This window comes from Priestia sp. SIMBA_032 (assembly GCF_046535215.1).
In the GTDB taxonomy this organism is placed as follows: Bacteria; Bacillota; Bacilli; order Bacillales; family Bacillaceae_H; genus Priestia; species Priestia aryabhattai.
Window position 1 is genome coordinate 1 of record NZ_JAWRXD010000021.1, and the last position, 17,971, is coordinate 17,971.

The window sequence follows — 17,971 nt, forward strand, 5'->3', positions numbered from 1 at the left end:
TTTCCACATAAAAAGAGTGATTCCCTCAAAAATGGATTTCCGTTTTTGAGGAGAAACACTACACTACATTAACATAAACTGCTTTCTCGGAAACTATGGGGGCAATAAAATTAATGACCATCTTTTGAAATAAATGGGTATATTATATAATAAACTTTTACTCAAAACATTCTGAAGGGAAATGTAATATGCTAATTTCTAAGCCACGTAAAAAACATAAAATGAAACATCTAGAACCTGCAAGTATCTTGTTCTTAGGATTTTTAGGATTAATATTGGTCGGAACCGGTTTATTAATGATCCCTGCTGCTACAAGTGATAGGCATCATTTAAGCTTTATTGATGCTCTCTTTGAAGCCACTTCTGCTGTATGTGTAACAGGGCTAGCTGTGGTAGATACCGGTACTACATTTACTTTATTTGGACAGCTCATTCTGCTTGTGCTCATCCAAGTTGGTGGCTGGGGATTCATGACTATCGGTATACTCATGTTTATTGTACTAGGTAAAAAAATTGGATTGCAACAAAGATTAATACTTAAGGAATCTTTAAATGCTTTCTCGCTACAAGGCGTTATTGCATTAGTCAGACGTGTTGTACTAATTACACTGGCTGTGGAAGGCATTGGAGCCCTTATCCTAGCTATCCGTTGGTCTCAAGAAATGAGCTGGGGAAAGGCTATCTATTATGGAATATTTCATTCTATATCTGCTTTTAACAATGCAGGGTTTGGTTTGAAATCAGATAATTTAAGTAAGTGGGTAGGAGATCCAACCGTAAATATTATGATTACGTTACTTTTCATAATAGGAGGAACTGGTTTTTTTGTCATTGCAGATATTTTTCAGAAACGAAACATAAGGAAGTTTTCTCTTCACACTAAAATTGTATTAGTTTCGACCATTGCACTAAATGTGGTGAGCACACTCATTATTTTCGCCTTAGAGTATCATAACCCTCATACTTTGGGTGAATTAAGCATGAGTGATAAATGGTGGGCATCTTACTTTCAAGGTGTAGTTCCTCGTACTGCTGGTTTTAATACTTTGGATATTGGGGCGCTCACATTACCTTCAAAAGTGTATATGATGGGTCTTATGTTTATTGGAGCAGCCCCAGGTTCAACAGGCGGTGGAATTAAAATAACTACGTTTGTCTTAATATTGTTTGCTTTATGGACGGTATTGACGAATAAAGAAGAAATTAATGTTTTTCGACGCCGAATTCCGAAATCGCTTGTTTATAGAGCTTTTTCTATTGCTACCTCTGGGATTGTTTTTGTTTCAATTATTTTCTTTCTACTCACAATCACAGAAAAAGGTGTAGATATGTCTACACTTTTATTTGAAACATTTTCTGCTTCTGGAACAGTTGGATTAAGTGCTAACTTTACAGGCGACTTAAGTCCTGTTGGACGTATTCTCATTACTATTATGATGTTTATTGGCAGGGTAGGACCTCTTACCATTGGTTTTGTGCTTGCGATTCGTTCAAATAAACAATCTAAAATTCGGTATGCAGAAGAAAAGATTCTAATTGGTTAAAAAATCAACATATTCACTCTTATAGGCGCAAGTAATCTAATCATGAATATCTTCTTCCATGTTAAATACTAAAAAACAATTAGAACAATCAGAGAAGCATGTAAACAATGTTACTAAAAAACTTAATATGAGAAAAATCTAAGTTTTTGTCTTTTCTAGAACCCTAATACCTAAAAACCCTTTTGATCTTATGAAGGATTTTTAGGTATTTTAAACGTGTAAAACAGAATAAAGATATCAAAGTATGTTAATTATGGATTAGAGATATAAAAAAATGGCTTTTTCACACCCTTAATCATTCCATAGGAGAACATACATGAAAAACTATACAAACGATAACACAGCAAGACGCTATATAGCTCACGTTAGTATATTTGGAACCACTCAGATTCACTTAAGAAATCCTTACATCATAGCCTGGTGGTCTGCAGCCTTTCCCGGTTTCGGCCATTTACTTTTATCCAAATATCTTCGAGGATTTGTTTTATTTATTTGGGAAGTTGTTATTAATCTTCAGTCAAATATAAACGTGGCTATGATTCATTCCTGGGGACATAGACATGGCGAAAGAGTCACTAAACACTAGATGGCTTCTCATTTATATTCCCGTATATATCTTTGCCATATGGGATAGTTATCGAACGACTGTTGATTTAAATAAAATATATCTCTTAGCTGAAAGAGAAAATCACACTTTTAATTCCTTTGCTATGGGATCTATGGAGATTAACTACTTGGATAAAAGAAATCCTATTATGTCTATCATATGGTCCTTATTTATGCCAGGTTTAGGTCAGCTTTATATTCATCGAATAATCGTTGCTTTCTTTATTGTTACTTGGAGGTGTTTTTTCTGTTTTTAAACTTTATAAGATATACATCTTTAGTTAACATAATGTTTCTTTGAATTCATAAAAAAGAATCCATTAGTTGAAAAAATAAATAAGAAATATTATAGTGTTTATCTTCAATTAATAAAATGATTAACCTATAATACAATGTAAGAATTGTAGATACAGAACTATTTTAATTGAGGGGCGATAATAAGATGGAAAACTTTTATTTGTTCGTGATTACATGTATATTTCTAATTATTTTACCTGGTCCAGACACTGCTGTCATGACAAAAAATACTCTTACTGTTGGGAAACGGGGAGGTTTTAAAACAATGATTGGAATTTGTTGCGCATTATCTATTCATACATTAACTGCTATTGTAGGGCTTTCGGCGATTATTGCGAAATCAGCTCTGTTATTTTCTATCTTCAAATATATTGGTGCAGTGTACTTAATTTATTTAGGTATCAAGTCATTATGGACATTGAGAAATCAAGAAAAAGCTGAAACAGTTGTCGAAAATAAGTATAAAAATAGGTCTTCTTTTAAACAAGGTTTCCTCACCAATCTACTAAATCCAAAAATAGCTGTTTTTTTCTTAACCTTCCTACCACAGTTTGTGAATCCTGGAGGCCATACTTTTATGCCGTTTCTTATACTGGGAATAACTTATATTGTATTAACTGTCATGTGGTATTTATTTTATATTTATTTACTTAACCAGATTAGTGCTTTTATGAAGAAGCCTAAGATACAAAAGGTTATAGAGGGAATAACAGGGACTATATTAATAGGATTTGGTATAAAACTTGCTCTAGAGAAAGCTCATACTTAGGTGGTTGTAATTTCAACTATTAATAGGGGATATAAAGTGTGTGCTCTATACACCGTTAATTACCATAATGAATGTGTTTTATGGTAACTAAAAATACATAATGCATTCTACTAAAAAAGTAACATATAGTAGTTTTTAAAATGGTGCAATAAGGTAATTAATATGATTTAAAAAAGTTGTTGTGAAAAACAATTTTTTTAAATCATATTTTTATTTCACCCAAAAATTCTCAATGAAAAGTGGGCTTTTTTTCAATGTAAACTGAGTGTCGTCGTATGTATACCAGGGGTTTATCGCTTTATATTGATTAAAACCATACACTGATTATAAAGGAGGCAGCTAAGATAAAACTTGCTGAACAGATTAGAAATGTACGTAAAAACGAAAATCTTTCACAAGAGCAGGTAGGTCAAAAAATGAATGTGACTAGACAAGCAATTTATAAATGGGAAAGTGGAAAAGGATACCCCGACATTTAAAACCTAACAATGCTAAGTGAACTATTTGAAATTAGTCTTGATGAGCTAATAAAAGGAGATCGTTCTTTACAAGGGAAGGTCAAAGTGAAAGGAGGAACGGGTATGTTCTCTAATCGTAGTCTTTTATCGGCATTAAACTATTTTAGTTTGTTTTTCGCTCCACTTATTTTTCCACTTATTACACTAATATTTGGTTATAAGGAAATGAAGAAGCATGGAAAGAGAGCATTTATATTTCAATTAATACCGACTTTAACTCTTATTGTTATAGCAATCAGTTACTACATATCTGCTAAATTAGCTGGAACAAAGACACCTAATTCCGTATTAGCTAGTGGCTGTACAATTGTAATCTTTCTAATTACGTTTGGTGTTATTTTATGGAACGTAAAAGAAGGTGTCAAGCAACTAAAAGCATAAACATTAAATCAGGAATTATTAGATTAAATAAAAGCACTCACCTTTCATTCAGGCGGGTCTTTTATTTTTTAGATACTTCTTACAATACGTTTTATGTTAACTAATATTAGAGTGAATGTTAGATAAAGCTTAATAAACAAGCGCTGGCATTGCATTGCCGGCGCTTGTTTGCAAGACGTTAAATGAGTTTTGATTCCTTAAAAAGATGTTATTTCTTAATAATGCCAAATCGGTCAATGATATAAGGTTTTGCATGATTTTTATTTTGATCAATTTCATAAGTTACGGCAGTCAGTTTATTTTTATTAATAGTAATACCAACGAAGTTCTGAATTTGCCCGCGTACTGGACGCCTATTATCGTTCGGATCTGGACCATAAATTGCTGCATGATTTTCATCGGCGACCTCGAAAAGATTATAGTAGGACTCTCCAAGTAAAGGGTTTTGATTTTTATAATATACTTTTGGCCCAGCTGTCGCAGGGATTAAATAAATCGAACCGTCCGGATTAACGGTATATTCAATGGTTTGTCCTTTTTTAGTCTCTTTAATTTTTTCTGTTTGTGAAGCCAAGCCATTGCTCTTTATCGGTTTTGTACGTGCATAAATATGGTCATGCCCTTGAAGAACAAAGTCAATGTTAAGTTCAGCCATAAGTGGCGCTACCTGGTTTCTAACTCCATTTGGACCCATGATATCATCATCGGTTGCATGATTAGAAGTCGTATAAGGACCTTTATGAATATTGACAATAATCCATTTAGCACCACTGGTTTTTGCTGCCTTAACATCTTTTTTCAACCACTTGATTTGATCTTCCGAAAAGTTGGCATGCTTCTCAGAATCCTCGTTGCTATTGAGAACAACAAAATGCGCATCACTATAATCATAAGAATAATAAGCGCCTGTTTTGGCAGCTGATTTTTTAGAAACATCTAAGTTAAAGTGATCAATAAAAGCATAATTTTCATCCTCATGATTTCCTGCAGAAGGAGCCACTGTTGTGTTTAGCAAGCTTTTCTGAGAGTGACCCAGAAGCCAATTCCATTGTTCCTCTTTGACTCCATTGTCAACGATGTCTCCGTTATGCATTACGAATTCGGCATTAGACACAGTATCTAACGCTTTTGCAATCGTTTGAGATGAGAGAATTGCTTCATCTTCTGCTTTAGCCTGAGTATCAGCTAAATCAATAAATGTAAAAGCCCCTTTTTTAGGTGCGGTTGTAAAGGAACCTACTTCACTCCATTTATTTAATGATGCATCTCCAACACAGTAGTAATATTCAGTGTCTGCCTTAAGTCCAGTTGCTACGGCTTTATGTACATACTCTCCTTGAGAATTTGTAGATACGGTATGCCTTCCTGAAAAAAGTAAGGGCTTCTTCTTAAAATCGGGTTTCTTTGTGCCTGTCTTTTTTACAATCTGTACATCACTATTCTTGGCATCAAGTGAGGTATACCAAGTGAATCCTTTAGAGTTAGTAGAATCACCGTAAAATGTTACTGTTACCTTGCTCACATTAGTAGAATTTGAATTTTCTGCTGCGAAAGAGAGTGTGCCCCCAAATCCACCTACAATGCTTAGAGTTAAGGCAAAAGAAATTATTTTTCTTCCTGCTTTTTTCATGTACTTTTCCTCCTTGTATATATGTCATTACCATCCCCTGAGACAGTAATTTAAATGTAACAAAGCTCTATATACGTATTATCAATTTTATATTTTAATTGTGTTAAGATTGGTTTAATATCATATATAACTGAAAAGAATAAAAAAACCTACTGATACGAAATGAATCAGTAGGTTTTTCTCGTAATATGTTGTCAACTCGAAACAATGAGGATTTTCAAAGTGATGCTTCGCAGCATCTCGGATAGTTTATTCAAAGAGCGTACGAGTTATGCAATCTTTAGGAATATTTATTTTGAAAGACTTCTTAGAAACATTATCTGATAGTTTGTTCAAAAATTTGATGAACATTTTATAGTTTCATATCATCTCCTAAAGGATAATTTTGGAATTTTGTTTTTGTTAAATATATTGATGCTGCTTTGACAAAAAGAGAGCAGATACACCAATCAATACCACACCCATGATGGCTGGAGTAGTGTGGCTAACTACTGAATACAACTGACCGCCAATAATTGGTCCAATGAACCGGGCTAAAGATTGAATACTTTGAGCCCCCCCTAGTATATGCCCTTGTTCACTGTCACTAACAGATTTTGAGAGCATCCCATTAAATGATGGCCCAAAGACCGAATCACCCAGGCCGAAGAAAATCATCCCAACAATAAAAACTAAGTAAAAAGCTGTAAGGGCTGAAATTGAAATAAGGATAAAACCAATAATTTGACTTATCATGCCTAAAAGAGCAATTTTTTTATCTGTCAAAAATTTGAGTAATCGTGGCATAATGATTGTTTGTGAAAAGATATCAAGTATACCTATTATAGAAAATGTCAGACCAATAAATATAGGCTGCCAAGCAAAGGTATCTATTGAAAACTGAGAGAAGATAGCTTGTAATGATCCGTTAGGCATCCAAATGAGGAACCCAGCAATTAGCAGCCATTTAACAGATTTAAAGGAAAAAACCTTGGATAATTGTATAAATGGATTAAGCTCTCTAACAGAAATACTGGAAGAGCGTCTGGACTTCTCAAGACTCTCAGGCATAAAAAAATAGCCATATATGGCATTAAGCAATGTGATAACCGTGCCAGCATACATAGGAACACTGTTTCCGAAAGTTGCAAGTACACCTCCAATGATAGGGCCAAGAGCAGTGCCCACCCCAACAACAGCACTAATCCAACCAAAGTACTTAGTGCGTTCATTTGAAGAGGTAATATCTGCAAAGTAAGCAAAAATGGCTGAAATTTCGCCACCTGTCAAACCTTCAATGATACGACCAAGGAAGAGAATCCAAAGTGCACCTCCAAGTCCAAAAATAAAATAACCAAGGGCAGAGCCGATTAGACTACTAATTAATACTGGACGCCGACCATATCTGTCGCTTAACGCACCTAAGACTGGTGCAGCCAAGAAGACAGAAAGAGCGTATATAGACGTAAGTAATGTCACTGCAGTAGCCTGACCGCTGGGATTACTAGTATAAGTCTTTACTAAAAAAGGTAAAACAGGGCTAACTATAGTCAATCCAAGACCCGTTAAGAAGACAGTGATAAACCCAAACGTTAGGGAATGTTTATTTATTGAAGTATCCATGATCGTTCTCCTTTAAGGTTATTGTTTCCTAAGAAACAAATATAAGTTTACTCCTTTATTGTTTCCTCGTCAACAATAAAACAATATAAAAAAACACCACTTACTCAGTGATATTTTTCAGATGATGTCTATATCGACCAATGAAACGAAAAATAGTGTCAAATTCTTCATCGGTCATGTGCTTGAATACTTCTGCATCACGTTTAAGAAAAGATTGGTGTAATTCTTTATGGATATCATTTATCTTTTGTCCATGGGTTGTTAGTCGAAAATATATTTCCTTTTTATTTTCAACACTTTGATAACTCTCAATAATATTTTTAGCTATTAGCTTCTTGGTAAGCTTGCTTATAGCACCTCGAGTCATGTAGCTTGCAGCTGCAAGTTTTGTTACATTTGCATTCGGGATTAGAGCAATATTTTCGATTAATTCTATTTCACTCAACTTATAGTCCTTTAAAGCCAATTCTACTTCCGGTTTATTACGCCAGATTATCTCATTACATAAATCCATAAGTTCACTCATTAACTGCTGTCTTTTATCCATAATAACTCCTCCCTAATTTGTATACAGTATAACGAGTTTTTGTTTCTTTCACAATAAAACATGCCCAAGCACTATAGTATTCATTGAGAATACGTAACGAATATTATTATTAATGAGAAGTGAAACTATGTATTTATCGTCAGTTAGAGTAAATACTTAAATCAATTATTTTTATAAAATACTTTACGATCTACTTAACATATTGGATTTTTTGGGAGGTGAGAAGAACAGATCTAAGAATTATAATTCTTTAGATTTGTTACCTTTACTTTTGTTTGAATATATATATCCTAATCAATATTATCAATTATTTTTAGAATAAATTTTTCGGCTTATTTCCCGTTTGTATAAATTAACTCTATATCAAAACCAACTGTATTGTACGCGAAATGAATAATAAATTACTTGATTTATCTTCATGTTATAAATATAATATAACTTAAGTACGCGAAAGGAGTACATAAAACTTAGAAGTATAATTTTCTGTTTTTCTTTGATTATATTCAATGTATTTCCTCTCTACAAAAGAAAGAGATACAATATAATGAAGTTGCATCTTGAAATAGAGCCTGAATTCTTTAAATTTCTAGAGAATATATGTAGAGAGATTTTAATTAACATCTTTTGAAAACGGTATCATTTTATTTTAAAGAATAAACACGATGAAACAATTAAGTATTTCCAAAAAATACATAAATGTCTACAGTCATTACTACCTCATGTTTGAACAAAGGATAAGGCATTGAATGGAGGAAGGAAGAAAAAATACATCAGGCTATCATTACACATTCGAGAAGCATGAACAAGAGAAGTGAGCGTTTCTAAATTGATATGCATGTTAGACAAAAAACCGGATTCCAAGAAGGTTAGGGGAAGAAAGCCAAAGAAATAAGTATATTTTTTACAACAAATTATGAAAACGCTTTATTTAAGGGGGAACTACTATGAAACACGTACGATTACCATCTATGTTAGAGATTATTTGCACATTGGGATTATTTTTAGGCATTGTCTTTTCTTTTACTGTAACTTTTGACTTACCTATACAGCTAGCGTTGTTTATTTCATGGTTCCTTGTCATTTTACTTGGATTACGTTTGGGACACCGATACCAAGAATTACAAGGAGCTATTACCGGTGGCATCTCGAATGGTCTTGAAGCTATATTGATTCTCGTTTCGGTCGGTGCTCTTATTGGGACTTGGATTGCAGGAGGAGTTGTACCAACACTTATTTATTATGGGTTAGAGTTTATCCATCCAAGTATTTTTTTATTAGCTACACTCGTTATTTGCTCACTTACCTCTTTAGCTACAGGCACATCATGGGGAACTGTTGGAACTGCTGGAATTGCTATGATAGCAATCGGAGAGGGACTTGGTATTCCTCTTCCACTTGTAGCTGGTGCTGTTCTTTCTGGTGCATATTTTGGAGATAAGTTATCTCCACTATCTGACAGTACGGTGCTTGCAGCATCAATGTCTAAAGTGGATGTTATTGCACACGTACGTGCCATGTTATATTTAGATATTCCTGCATACGTTATCACGGCTATTCTTTTTACTGTCACAGGGTTTATGTATGGAGGTAAAAATACAGACTTAGAAAAAGTAGAGTTTCTAAAGACTTCATTACTTAAAACCTTTGATATTCATGTTTGGATGCTGATACCTGCCGTATTTGTAATTCTTATGCTTGCATTAAAAAAACCCTCTATGCCTACGATTGTTATGGGGGCTTTTCTTGGAGTGATTTGGGCTTTTGTGTTCCAAGGCATGAATATTGCCGATGCTCTTGGTACTGCTTATGAAGGTTTCTCAATTAATACTGGGATCGACTTTATAGATACTCTCCTAAACCGGGGAGGAATCGAAGGAATGCTGGGGTCAGTGGTCGTAATTATTTTTGGGTTAGGATTTGGAGGCTTGTTGGAGCATTTAGGAGTATTAAAAGTAATTGTTTCTAAGTTTCAACATCGCCTAACATCAGCAGGGAACGTGACCTTATCTACTTTAATCGTTGCTTTTTTAGCAAATGTATTTGGTTGTGCTATGTACGTTTCATTAATTTTAACCCCTAAAATTATGGCAGAAAGCTATGATAAATTACACATTGACCGAAGAGTACTGGCTCGAAACTCTGAAGTGGGTGGGACATTAACATCTGGGATGATTCCCTGGTCTGATAATGGAATTTTTATGGCGGGAATTTTAGGTATCTCTACCTTCTCCTACGTTCCATTCATGTGGTTAAGCTTTGTTTCCATCGCACTTGCTATTATTTATGGCTATACAGGGAAATTTATTTGGTATATTAAAGGTAATAGTTCTGATACTAAAAAAATTTCTTAGAAATCTAGAAATTTTGTTCCCTTTGAGGCGCTAGCTTCATAAGCTATCGTCAATAGTCTATCAAACATTCTTTTAATTGTAGGTGAAATTAATACGTAAGCTGTTCGGAGAATTCCATAAAGATTTATCTAAAATTAAATATATAATTTTTTTATTTATATAGGATTTTATATCTGACCCAACAAATTCATATTCAAAAGACACTCCATAAAGAGTGTCTTTTTTGTCGGTAGGTGAAAAATTACTTTACAGTGAGTTTATATAAGTTTACCTTTTAGTTTATCTGACATGTCATTTTTGAAGAACAGCCAACCTTTCGGCTGTTTGTCCTTTTAAATTTTATTGCTAATAATAAATTGTCAGGGCTTAAATATTACAGGATAAACAGCATTTATAACTTTAAATGGAGATTGAGCAAAAATATCAAAAACAACTCCTAAATGATATTTCTTAAAGAAATGATGATTAAGGAGGTATTTGTCGTTACTAAGAGTAAAATAATGCTATGAAATGGACAAAAGTAAAAAGAAATATAGAGAGTTTAATTTGTGATAAATTAAAGCACAGATTAAATATCCATTTGACCCAATATAATGTTTCCCTGGGGGAGCAAAAGCGTATATGGATCACTCTAGATAAAAAAGAAGTCTTCAATGCGTCTTCCGCAAATTATTTAATGGAACATGATAAACTTTGGACGGAAATAAAAAAGAAAACAGACAAACCTTTTCCCGACTGTTTATATGAATGTTTTCCAGAGTTTATTGGCAGGACAAATGATTTAGACTATACTACAGTGATTCTAGAGGATAAAGGTATCTTTAATGTCGACCAGGTTTATGATACATTTACTCAGTATCCTCAACTATCCATTGACAATGCTTTAAATTCTGAAAGTGTTATTATCAAAGCTATCGCACTGTTAGATAAAAGGTTAGGCAAGAGAAAGTTAAAAAATTTGAAATACAGTGCTGATGTTCACCCATTAATTTTAGGGTTTTACAAATTGAGGTGTGAAGTTGAAGGTATTATGACCTTTGAAGACATACTTAATTACTAAAAAGGCTCTGCAGAGAGCCTTTTTTGGTGCTGATAAGCTGTATTATGCTAACTAGAGATTGAATTAAAACAGGTTACTGTAATAAAAAGATGCATACTACCTATATATATATCTATTATTTTTTCATATATTTTCTTTATTTACAGTGCTATATTAGCAACAAAAAGGTAAAGGTATACATTTTATCATGAAGAAAAGAAAAAAGCTTTTTGCTGTTGTTATCATCGCGTTGTTATTAATCAATTATTTTAAGCTAGCTTATACTTCATCTCATGACGTTGAAGAATTTCCTATACCTCGCGAAGCTCACTTAGTAAAAACAACTGTAGGTGAGGGCTATATCACTGAAAAATACAAATGGTTTATTGCTTCTGAGGCAGGAAATCTTCCTCCTTGGTACCAAGTAAGTATTTGGTTATGGGGACGGAGAAAGGGAGAAACAATGGGGGAAGATCAAGCTTATAAAAAAGGTTCTAGGGAAGTTAATTTATCTACTTTTGATAATGAATCTTACCTCAGTGAATAAAGTAAAGGTATGGAAAAGGACTTGATATGACTGAAGCCCTCTTAAGAGGAGTCTTTTTTATTAGTGATAACGTTTGTCATATAAACTAACTTTGTATTTTTTATAAATTCATCAAGTAGTTGTACTGAAATTGAAGGAGTAAAGAATGAAAAAAATCGGATACATATTTGTGGGAATATTGTTGTTAGTTGGTACCATCTATTTTTTATTTTTTCACGAACGAAGAGGAATAGATACAGTATATTTAATACCAAATGGCTATAAAGGCTGTGTTGGCGTCTTTTATAACGTAAGAGGAAAGCCACCTTTAAAAGTTCAGAATGATAAAGTTATTCATAAAATTTCTAAGGATGGAAAGTTAGAAACATCTTCACCAGAATCTTTTGGTTGGTATTCTACGGAAGATTCAGGTTGGCATAATTCAGAATATTATTATGTGAATGATCAGGGAAAAAAAGTGAAGAAATTAAATTGGGAGAGGGACATTAATTGGGAAATGACGGCTGAAGATGACTACAACGGAAACTATTTTACTTTTTTTGTAGGTGGGAAAGACGATGCTAGCACAGCTCAACCCGAATGTTTTAGTCAGTGAGTATAAATTAGTGTTTTCATATCCTTTTACCTATTAGTCACATTGTGGTAACTAGAATTGCACGCTTTATACACTTAAAATACAAATATCTAAGCATTCTGAAAGGAGTTATTTGCTTAATGCATCTTCTTAACGGAGTAACTGGTTTTTATCATTCAATAGATAATAAAGCGAATGAAATAGATAAGAACCATTTTAAAAGTATATGCTTCGATTTAGTCAGAAGAAATCAAGGGAAAATATTAAAAGTTGATAAGGGAAATTAAACAAGTAATTTTTTAAAGGTAAAAGTAGATATTTCTAATCGAGAGATGTATATTTTACTCAATGCATATTATCCCTTTCTAGCTCTTGCCTCTACTGTTGGATTTAAACATATTAATTTTATTGATGATCCTGTGTTTTCAAAGGATTTTATGCCATTCTATAAAGTTCTAAGTAAAGAAGAACTTAATGAACCCTTAGGTATAAGAAACAGCAAAGGAAAAGTAAGCTTAGAAAATAAGAATAACCTGAACAGCAGTGAGTTAGAGCAAATCTTGTATTGGAAGCCAAATACTATTGGTGAGGTTATGTTCAATTTTTGAGATTAACTTATATGAAACGAGTATCTTTTATTAACAAGCTGTTTTCGATAACTCATTTGTGTGTACCGTGGTTTTAGCGGTATATCGTGTATTTCTGATTTAGTTTATGGAGGGGATTTTGTATAAATTAAGATGTATTCCATTTTTTATGTCCGTTATTTTGTTACTACAAGGTTGCGAAGAAGCATTAAATAAAAAAAGTAGTCGTGAACAACAAGAAACCATCTTAAATTTATCCATGAAAGTGGGGGGAGCCCTCTATCCTTGAAATTGAAAGACTTTCGCTTTCTTCGGAGCAAATGGTAACGTCCAAGTTTAATCAGGAACGGACCTTGGAATACAAAGAATTTATTGAGGAATCAAATAAATTCTTACAAGAAATAGAAGAAAACGAGGCTGAATTAAGAAGGTTGAAAAAATGGTTAGTAAAGATAAAGAAAAGAGATTATTTTTTATGTGAAACAAATAAAGAGGCATCGGATCTCTTTGAAAAGTGCAATAAAGTACTTGAAGAATTTACAGAGAAGTTATATCTATGTGAAGGACTTGTCGAAGAAAAAAATGTGTAATAAGCATTTAATTTATTTAAATAAAACATAAAGAGGAAGAATATCATGATTAAGGGTTCTATAGGAAAGAAAGTAATTGGAAAGTTTTCTATTCTTTTATTATGCACTTTTTTGTTAACTAGTTGTTCAGCTGAAAACTATGTACAAGGAGTCATATTAGACAAAGTAAATGTGGCTGGCATTCAGGATTTTTCTCCAACTCAAGACAAGAAAGTTGCTACTTTAAAGGAATTACCGGATTATCTTAAAATGGCTTTTGTTGTAACTGAAGATAAACGCTTCTATGAACACAAGGGTGTTGACCCGAAAGGCATCCTTCGAGCTTTATATAGAGACGTCTTGGAAGGAAGTAAAAGTGAAGGAGCCAGCACGATTACACAGCAACTTGCCCGAAACGTATTTCTTTCCAGTGAAAAAACTTTTACCAGAAAGTCGAAAGAGATTGTGTATGCCATAGAATTAGAGAGAAAATACTCGAAAGATGAAATTTTAGAGATGTATTTAAACCATATCTATTTTGGCAGTGGTTCTTATGGAATTCAGGCAGCCGCACAAGAATACTTCGGGAAAGATGCAAAAGATTTAACGATTGCGGAGTCTGCTTTATTAGCTGGTTTACCTAAAGCACCTAGTAAATATTCTCCTCGTAACAATATAGAACTGGCAAAAGAACGACGCTCGATCGTTCTTTCATTAATGGAAGAAAATCATATAATTTCTAAAGAAGAAGAAGAAGAAGCAAACAAGCAAGAAATCCTTTTAACCAAGAAAGCACTGGAATAATAAATTGTTATGACTTCTTTTGAGGTGCTGATATTTAGGGCTAAAAATCAAAGAGAACTAATTAATATACCTTCTTTTTATACAGCAGTGCCATTCATCTAAATAATATAATAGATTTAAGAATATATTGAAAAAGCTCAAGTCTGAAAAGATTTGAGCTTTTTTATGTGAGCCTAAGCATGTCCAGGCATAAAGCAGAATAACTTAGAATGAAACTAATTTACAATTGTAGGAGGGATAATAATGACTAACGCATTTGTTGCACAATCTTTAGACGAAATTCGTTTTTGGTCAAGGATTATGAAGGAACACTCATTGTTTCTTCGATTAGGTTTTAGATGTGAGGATACACAATTAATTCAGGAAGCGAATCAATTTTATCAATTATTTGAAGAAATTGAACAACGGTCTCATTCATTTAATAATCAAACAGATCCGGAGCAAATAAAAAGATTCAATTCAGAAGTCCAACAAGCAGCTACAGGTATATTTGCTTTTAAGAGAAAAGTTTTAGGCTTAATTCTGACCTGTAAACTACCGGGTTCAAATAACTTTCCTCTTTTGGTTGATCATACTAGTAGAGAAGCCAACTATTTTAGAAAACGATTAATTGAATTAAACGAAGGGAAATTGAAGCCACTTGCTGATGCCATTATAAAGGAAAATGTCTTCTTTTTAAGGATTATGGCTGATCATGCCCAGTTTATAGGTCATCTTCTTGATCCATCCGAACGAAAACTTGTTGATATGGCCAGAAACTTCAGCCATGATTTTGATCAATTGGTTTTTCAAGCAAGAGATTTAGAGTCTATGAAACCACAATCTCAAACAGTTCCTCTTTTAGATCAATTTCTTGATCAGAATCGTGTTTCTGTAGCTTCTCTTCGGGACTTTAAAAAAACAGCCAGAGATTTAATTGAGGAATGTAGAATTAAAAGTATTATCCATCCTCTTCTGGCTGATCATGTTTTTCGAGAGGCTGAAAGGTTCCTTCATATTATCGATATGTTTGAAAAGAGTCTTCAAGCACATAAATAATACATTGATGTTAAATTTAAACTTTCTTCTTTATGAATCTTAATGATTTACATTCAAAGGGCTTCGGATTTTAATGAAGCCTTTTGTTGTTATCTTTCGAAGTGTCTTATGACCATAGCATTGCTCTTGAATATACGGGAAATTGGGAGGAGGATTAGCAAGTGACATCTACTTTTATAGGAATAGACCCTAATCATAACAACTAAAGTGGAGAGTGCATTAGCCCAAGAACATAATGTAGTGGATGCTAATGTACATGTGGAACCAAGCTAAAAAGTAAGCAAGCATGCAAATTAAAACGAACATCTAAGGGAAAGAAATTAATCATATAGAATTGGGATATAAGAAAAATATACAGTTTATAATAAAATCTATATATCTTTTTTTCCATCACTATATAAAATGTAACAAATTGTTATTGACGTTACAGTTAAAAAGGATTTATAATCTTATAGAAATTATAAATGATAATGATTTTCATTTTCGATTCATGCAATTAATAGTTATTTATTTCTTTGAGAGAGAGGGAAAATAATGCAACGTAGGATTAGCCTCTACATAATTATTTTTGCAATTGCAATGATAGCATTCCCATTTCGTAGTTTTGCGGCAAATGCAGAAGATAACTTGCAAGATGCAAACAAAAACATTATTGAAGCGATTCAATCTGTACAAAGTGGAGATATGCAAGGAGCCAAAAAACAATACGAAACATTTTCATCTACATGGATGTCGATTGAAAGTGGTATAAAAAAACAGTCTCAGGATGCTTATCGTGAAATAGAAGACGGGATGGGACAGATACAATTTGCTTTGGCTCAGCAACCTATTAAAAAAGAGAATTTAGAAAATTCTCTCAAAAATTTAAAACAAACCAATGAAAAGTTTATTTCTGGAAAATTCCCTCATACGGTAGCAAAAACTGAAGATGAGGGAACAAAGCAAGGTAACGTAGCCGATTTGATTGTGTTATTAAATCAGTCACTTTCTAAATTAGATCATAACGATGTGAATGGTGCAAAAACGGATATTGAGCAGTTCCGCTCCTCTTGGCTGGATATAGAAAGCGTAGTATTAACACAGTCTTCTAAAATCTATACAAACGCTGAGAGGGACATGGTAACGTCGTATGCAATGCTTTCTTCTAAGAACCCTGACGTAAAGGGAGCTAAAAAAACAATTGAAGGAATGCGTGATTATCTTTCTCCACTTGCATCTAAAACAAGTTATAACATGTTAGATGCTACAACAATCCTTTTACGTGAAGGTTTAGAAGGTTTACTAGTTGTAGTAGCACTTTTAGGTTTTCTAAAAAAATCTGGTCATGCAGATAAGAGTAGATGGATTTGGATTGGTGTTGGATCGGGCCTGGGAGCCAGTATTATCTTAGGTATTATTGTAAACATGTTGTTTTCTGCCGGAGCATTTGGGAATAATAACTTCTTAATCGCTGGGTGGACGGGAGTCTTTGCTGCCATGATGCTTCTGTATATGAGTTATTGGCTTCATAGTAAATCGAGTACGGCAGAATGGCAACGATACATTCAGGCTCAAAGTACAAAGGCTATTGATAAAGGAAGTCTATGGTCATTAGCTATTCTTTCTTTCCTTGCAGTTTTCCGGGAAGGAACAGAAACCGTGTTATTCTTTATCGGGATGGCTTCATCCATTAAGCTACCTACACTTTTAACAGGGATAGCTATTGGATTAGTACTATTGATCGTTCTCTCTTACTTAATTTTAAAAGTTGGATTGAAGATACCAATGCGCCCGTTTTTCCTAGTATCCAGTATTCTAATGTTTTACTTATGCTTCAAATTTGCAGGTATGGGCATTCACGGGCTACAACTTGCTGGATTATTACCAGCTACACAAGCTCCAATCCCTACTATAGATTTCTTTGCGATTTATTCAACATGGGAAAGTGTAATTCCACAGATCATTCTATTTATAGTTGCAGTTGTCGCAATGATATGGAATAGAAAAAAAGATAAAAAAGCAAATTTACAACAGACAAATCAGGGGGAATCAAAACATGCGCTCTAAAAAACTTATTGTACCAATCATCTTAGCAACGTCATTAACATTAGCAGCTTGCGGAGCAAAAGAAGATACAAAGAAAAAAGCTTCAAAAACAACAGAGGAATCCTCAAATTCAAAAACAGTTTCGATTGCTGACGGTGCAAAAGACATGAAACAAGTACTTGCGGATATGAAAACACAACTTACAGCAAAAGACGCTACGAAAGTAAAAGATAGTGGAGAGAAATTAGAGGAGAAATGGGAAGTGTTTGAGGACTCAGTAAAGGATAAAAGTCCCGATCTATATGAAAAGGTAGAAACGCCACTTCATACAATTGAAGCAGGAGCAAAGATTGAACCCCTCGATACAAAAACGTTAGACAAAGCAGCAACAGATTTAGACAGTGTACTAACAGAGGTACAAAATTTAAAATAAAACAATAAAAAAGAGCTCTTTATTTATAGTTAACATAGATAAAGAGCTCTTTTTTATCTTTATAAAATTTAATATATATAGCAAGTCATTGAAGACAGGTACTCTTTTAG

17 protein-coding genes and 1 pseudogene are annotated in these 17,971 nt (G+C 33.5%); 15 read left to right on the forward strand and 3 right to left on the reverse strand.

What is annotated here, in order from left to right; genetic code table 11:
* The first annotated feature begins 188 nt into the window (after positions 1-188).
* The 5 genes and pseudogenes from SB717_RS28335 to SB717_RS28355 all read left to right on the forward strand — a co-directional run bounded on the left by SB717_RS28335 (position 189) and on the right by SB717_RS28355 (position 4,115).
* Complete coding sequence (locus SB717_RS28335; protein ID WP_074683220.1) at positions 189-1,544, forward strand: TrkH family potassium uptake protein; 1,356 nt, start codon at positions 189-191, stop codon at positions 1,542-1,544.
* A gap of 316 nt (positions 1,545-1,860) precedes the next feature.
* A pseudogene (locus tag SB717_RS28340) lies at positions 1,861-2,404 on the forward strand (hypothetical protein); the annotation flags it as partial.
* Positions 2,405-2,592: 188 nt separating this feature from the next.
* Positions 2,593-3,216, forward strand: a complete 624-nt coding sequence (locus SB717_RS28345; protein WP_410905972.1) for a LysE family translocator — start codon at positions 2,593-2,595, stop codon at positions 3,214-3,216.
* 362 nt (positions 3,217-3,578) lie between these two features.
* A complete protein-coding gene (locus SB717_RS28350) occupies positions 3,579-3,695 on the forward strand; it encodes a helix-turn-helix transcriptional regulator (RefSeq protein WP_410906023.1) in 117 nt (38 codons plus the stop codon).
* 102 nt (positions 3,696-3,797) lie between these two features.
* Positions 3,798-4,115, forward strand: a complete 318-nt coding sequence (locus SB717_RS28355) for a magnetosome magnetite crystal formation protein family (protein ID WP_410905974.1) — start codon at positions 3,798-3,800, stop codon at positions 4,113-4,115.
* Positions 4,116-4,323: 208 nt separating this feature from the next.
* Here the strand turns inward: SB717_RS28355 and SB717_RS28360 are convergent, their stop codons facing one another.
* The 3 genes from SB717_RS28360 to SB717_RS28370 all read right to left on the reverse strand — a co-directional run bounded on the left by SB717_RS28360 (position 4,324) and on the right by SB717_RS28370 (position 7,894).
* A complete protein-coding gene (locus tag SB717_RS28360) occupies positions 4,324-5,745 on the reverse strand; it encodes a purple acid phosphatase family protein (RefSeq protein WP_410905976.1) in 1,422 nt (473 codons plus the stop codon).
* A 402-nt stretch (positions 5,746-6,147) separates the two neighbouring features.
* A complete protein-coding gene (locus SB717_RS28365) occupies positions 6,148-7,347 on the reverse strand; it encodes an MFS transporter (protein WP_410905978.1) in 1,200 nt (399 codons plus the stop codon).
* Positions 7,348-7,447: 100 nt separating this feature from the next.
* Entirely contained in the window at positions 7,448-7,894 is a 447-nt protein-coding gene (locus SB717_RS28370) for a MarR family transcriptional regulator (RefSeq protein ID WP_074683216.1), read from the reverse strand.
* Between the two features lie 944 nt (positions 7,895-8,838).
* On the opposite strand from SB717_RS28370, the gene nhaC reads away from it, so the two are divergent.
* From nhaC to SB717_RS28420, 10 genes are all read left to right on the forward strand, one after another.
* Positions 8,839-10,245, forward strand: a complete 1,407-nt coding sequence (gene nhaC, locus SB717_RS28375; RefSeq protein WP_182007349.1) for a Na+/H+ antiporter NhaC — start codon at positions 8,839-8,841, stop codon at positions 10,243-10,245.
* A gap of 505 nt (positions 10,246-10,750) precedes the next feature.
* Positions 10,751-11,305: an SF0329 family protein gene (locus tag SB717_RS28380; RefSeq protein ID WP_182007350.1), complete on the forward strand. Its 555-nt coding sequence runs from the start codon at positions 10,751-10,753 to the stop codon at positions 11,303-11,305.
* A gap of 187 nt (positions 11,306-11,492) precedes the next feature.
* Positions 11,493-11,831 carry a hypothetical protein gene (locus SB717_RS28385; RefSeq protein ID WP_410905980.1) on the forward strand — a complete coding sequence of 113 codons (339 nt, stop codon included), beginning with the start codon at positions 11,493-11,495 and terminating at the stop codon, positions 11,829-11,831.
* Positions 11,832-11,976: 145 nt separating this feature from the next.
* Positions 11,977-12,426, forward strand: a complete 450-nt coding sequence (locus tag SB717_RS28390) for a DUF6843 domain-containing protein (RefSeq protein ID WP_410905982.1) — start codon at positions 11,977-11,979, stop codon at positions 12,424-12,426.
* 311 nt (positions 12,427-12,737) lie between these two features.
* Positions 12,738-13,013 carry a hypothetical protein gene (locus SB717_RS28395; RefSeq protein WP_081351007.1) on the forward strand — a complete coding sequence of 92 codons (276 nt, stop codon included), beginning with the start codon at positions 12,738-12,740 and terminating at the stop codon, positions 13,011-13,013.
* Between the two features lie 299 nt (positions 13,014-13,312).
* Positions 13,313-13,582 carry a Chromate resistance protein ChrB gene (locus tag SB717_RS28400; protein ID WP_372491312.1) on the forward strand — a complete coding sequence of 90 codons (270 nt, stop codon included), beginning with the start codon at positions 13,313-13,315 and terminating at the stop codon, positions 13,580-13,582.
* A 45-nt stretch (positions 13,583-13,627) separates the two neighbouring features.
* On the forward strand, positions 13,628-14,365 hold the full coding sequence (locus tag SB717_RS28405; protein ID WP_098621000.1) for a transglycosylase domain-containing protein: 738 nt from the start codon (positions 13,628-13,630) through the stop codon (positions 14,363-14,365).
* A gap of 243 nt (positions 14,366-14,608) precedes the next feature.
* A complete protein-coding gene (locus SB717_RS28410; protein WP_074683212.1) occupies positions 14,609-15,403 on the forward strand; it encodes a DUF2935 domain-containing protein in 795 nt (264 codons plus the stop codon).
* Between the two features lie 534 nt (positions 15,404-15,937).
* Positions 15,938-17,449, forward strand: coding sequence for an FTR1 family iron permease (locus tag SB717_RS28415; RefSeq protein WP_410905985.1), 1,512 nt, complete (start codon positions 15,938-15,940; stop codon positions 17,447-17,449).
* Entirely contained in the window at positions 17,439-17,861 is a 423-nt protein-coding gene (locus SB717_RS28420) for a hypothetical protein (RefSeq protein WP_410905987.1), read from the forward strand. Before SB717_RS28415 ends, SB717_RS28420 begins: the two co-directional genes overlap by 11 nt.
* Positions 17,862-17,971 lie beyond the last annotated feature (110 nt).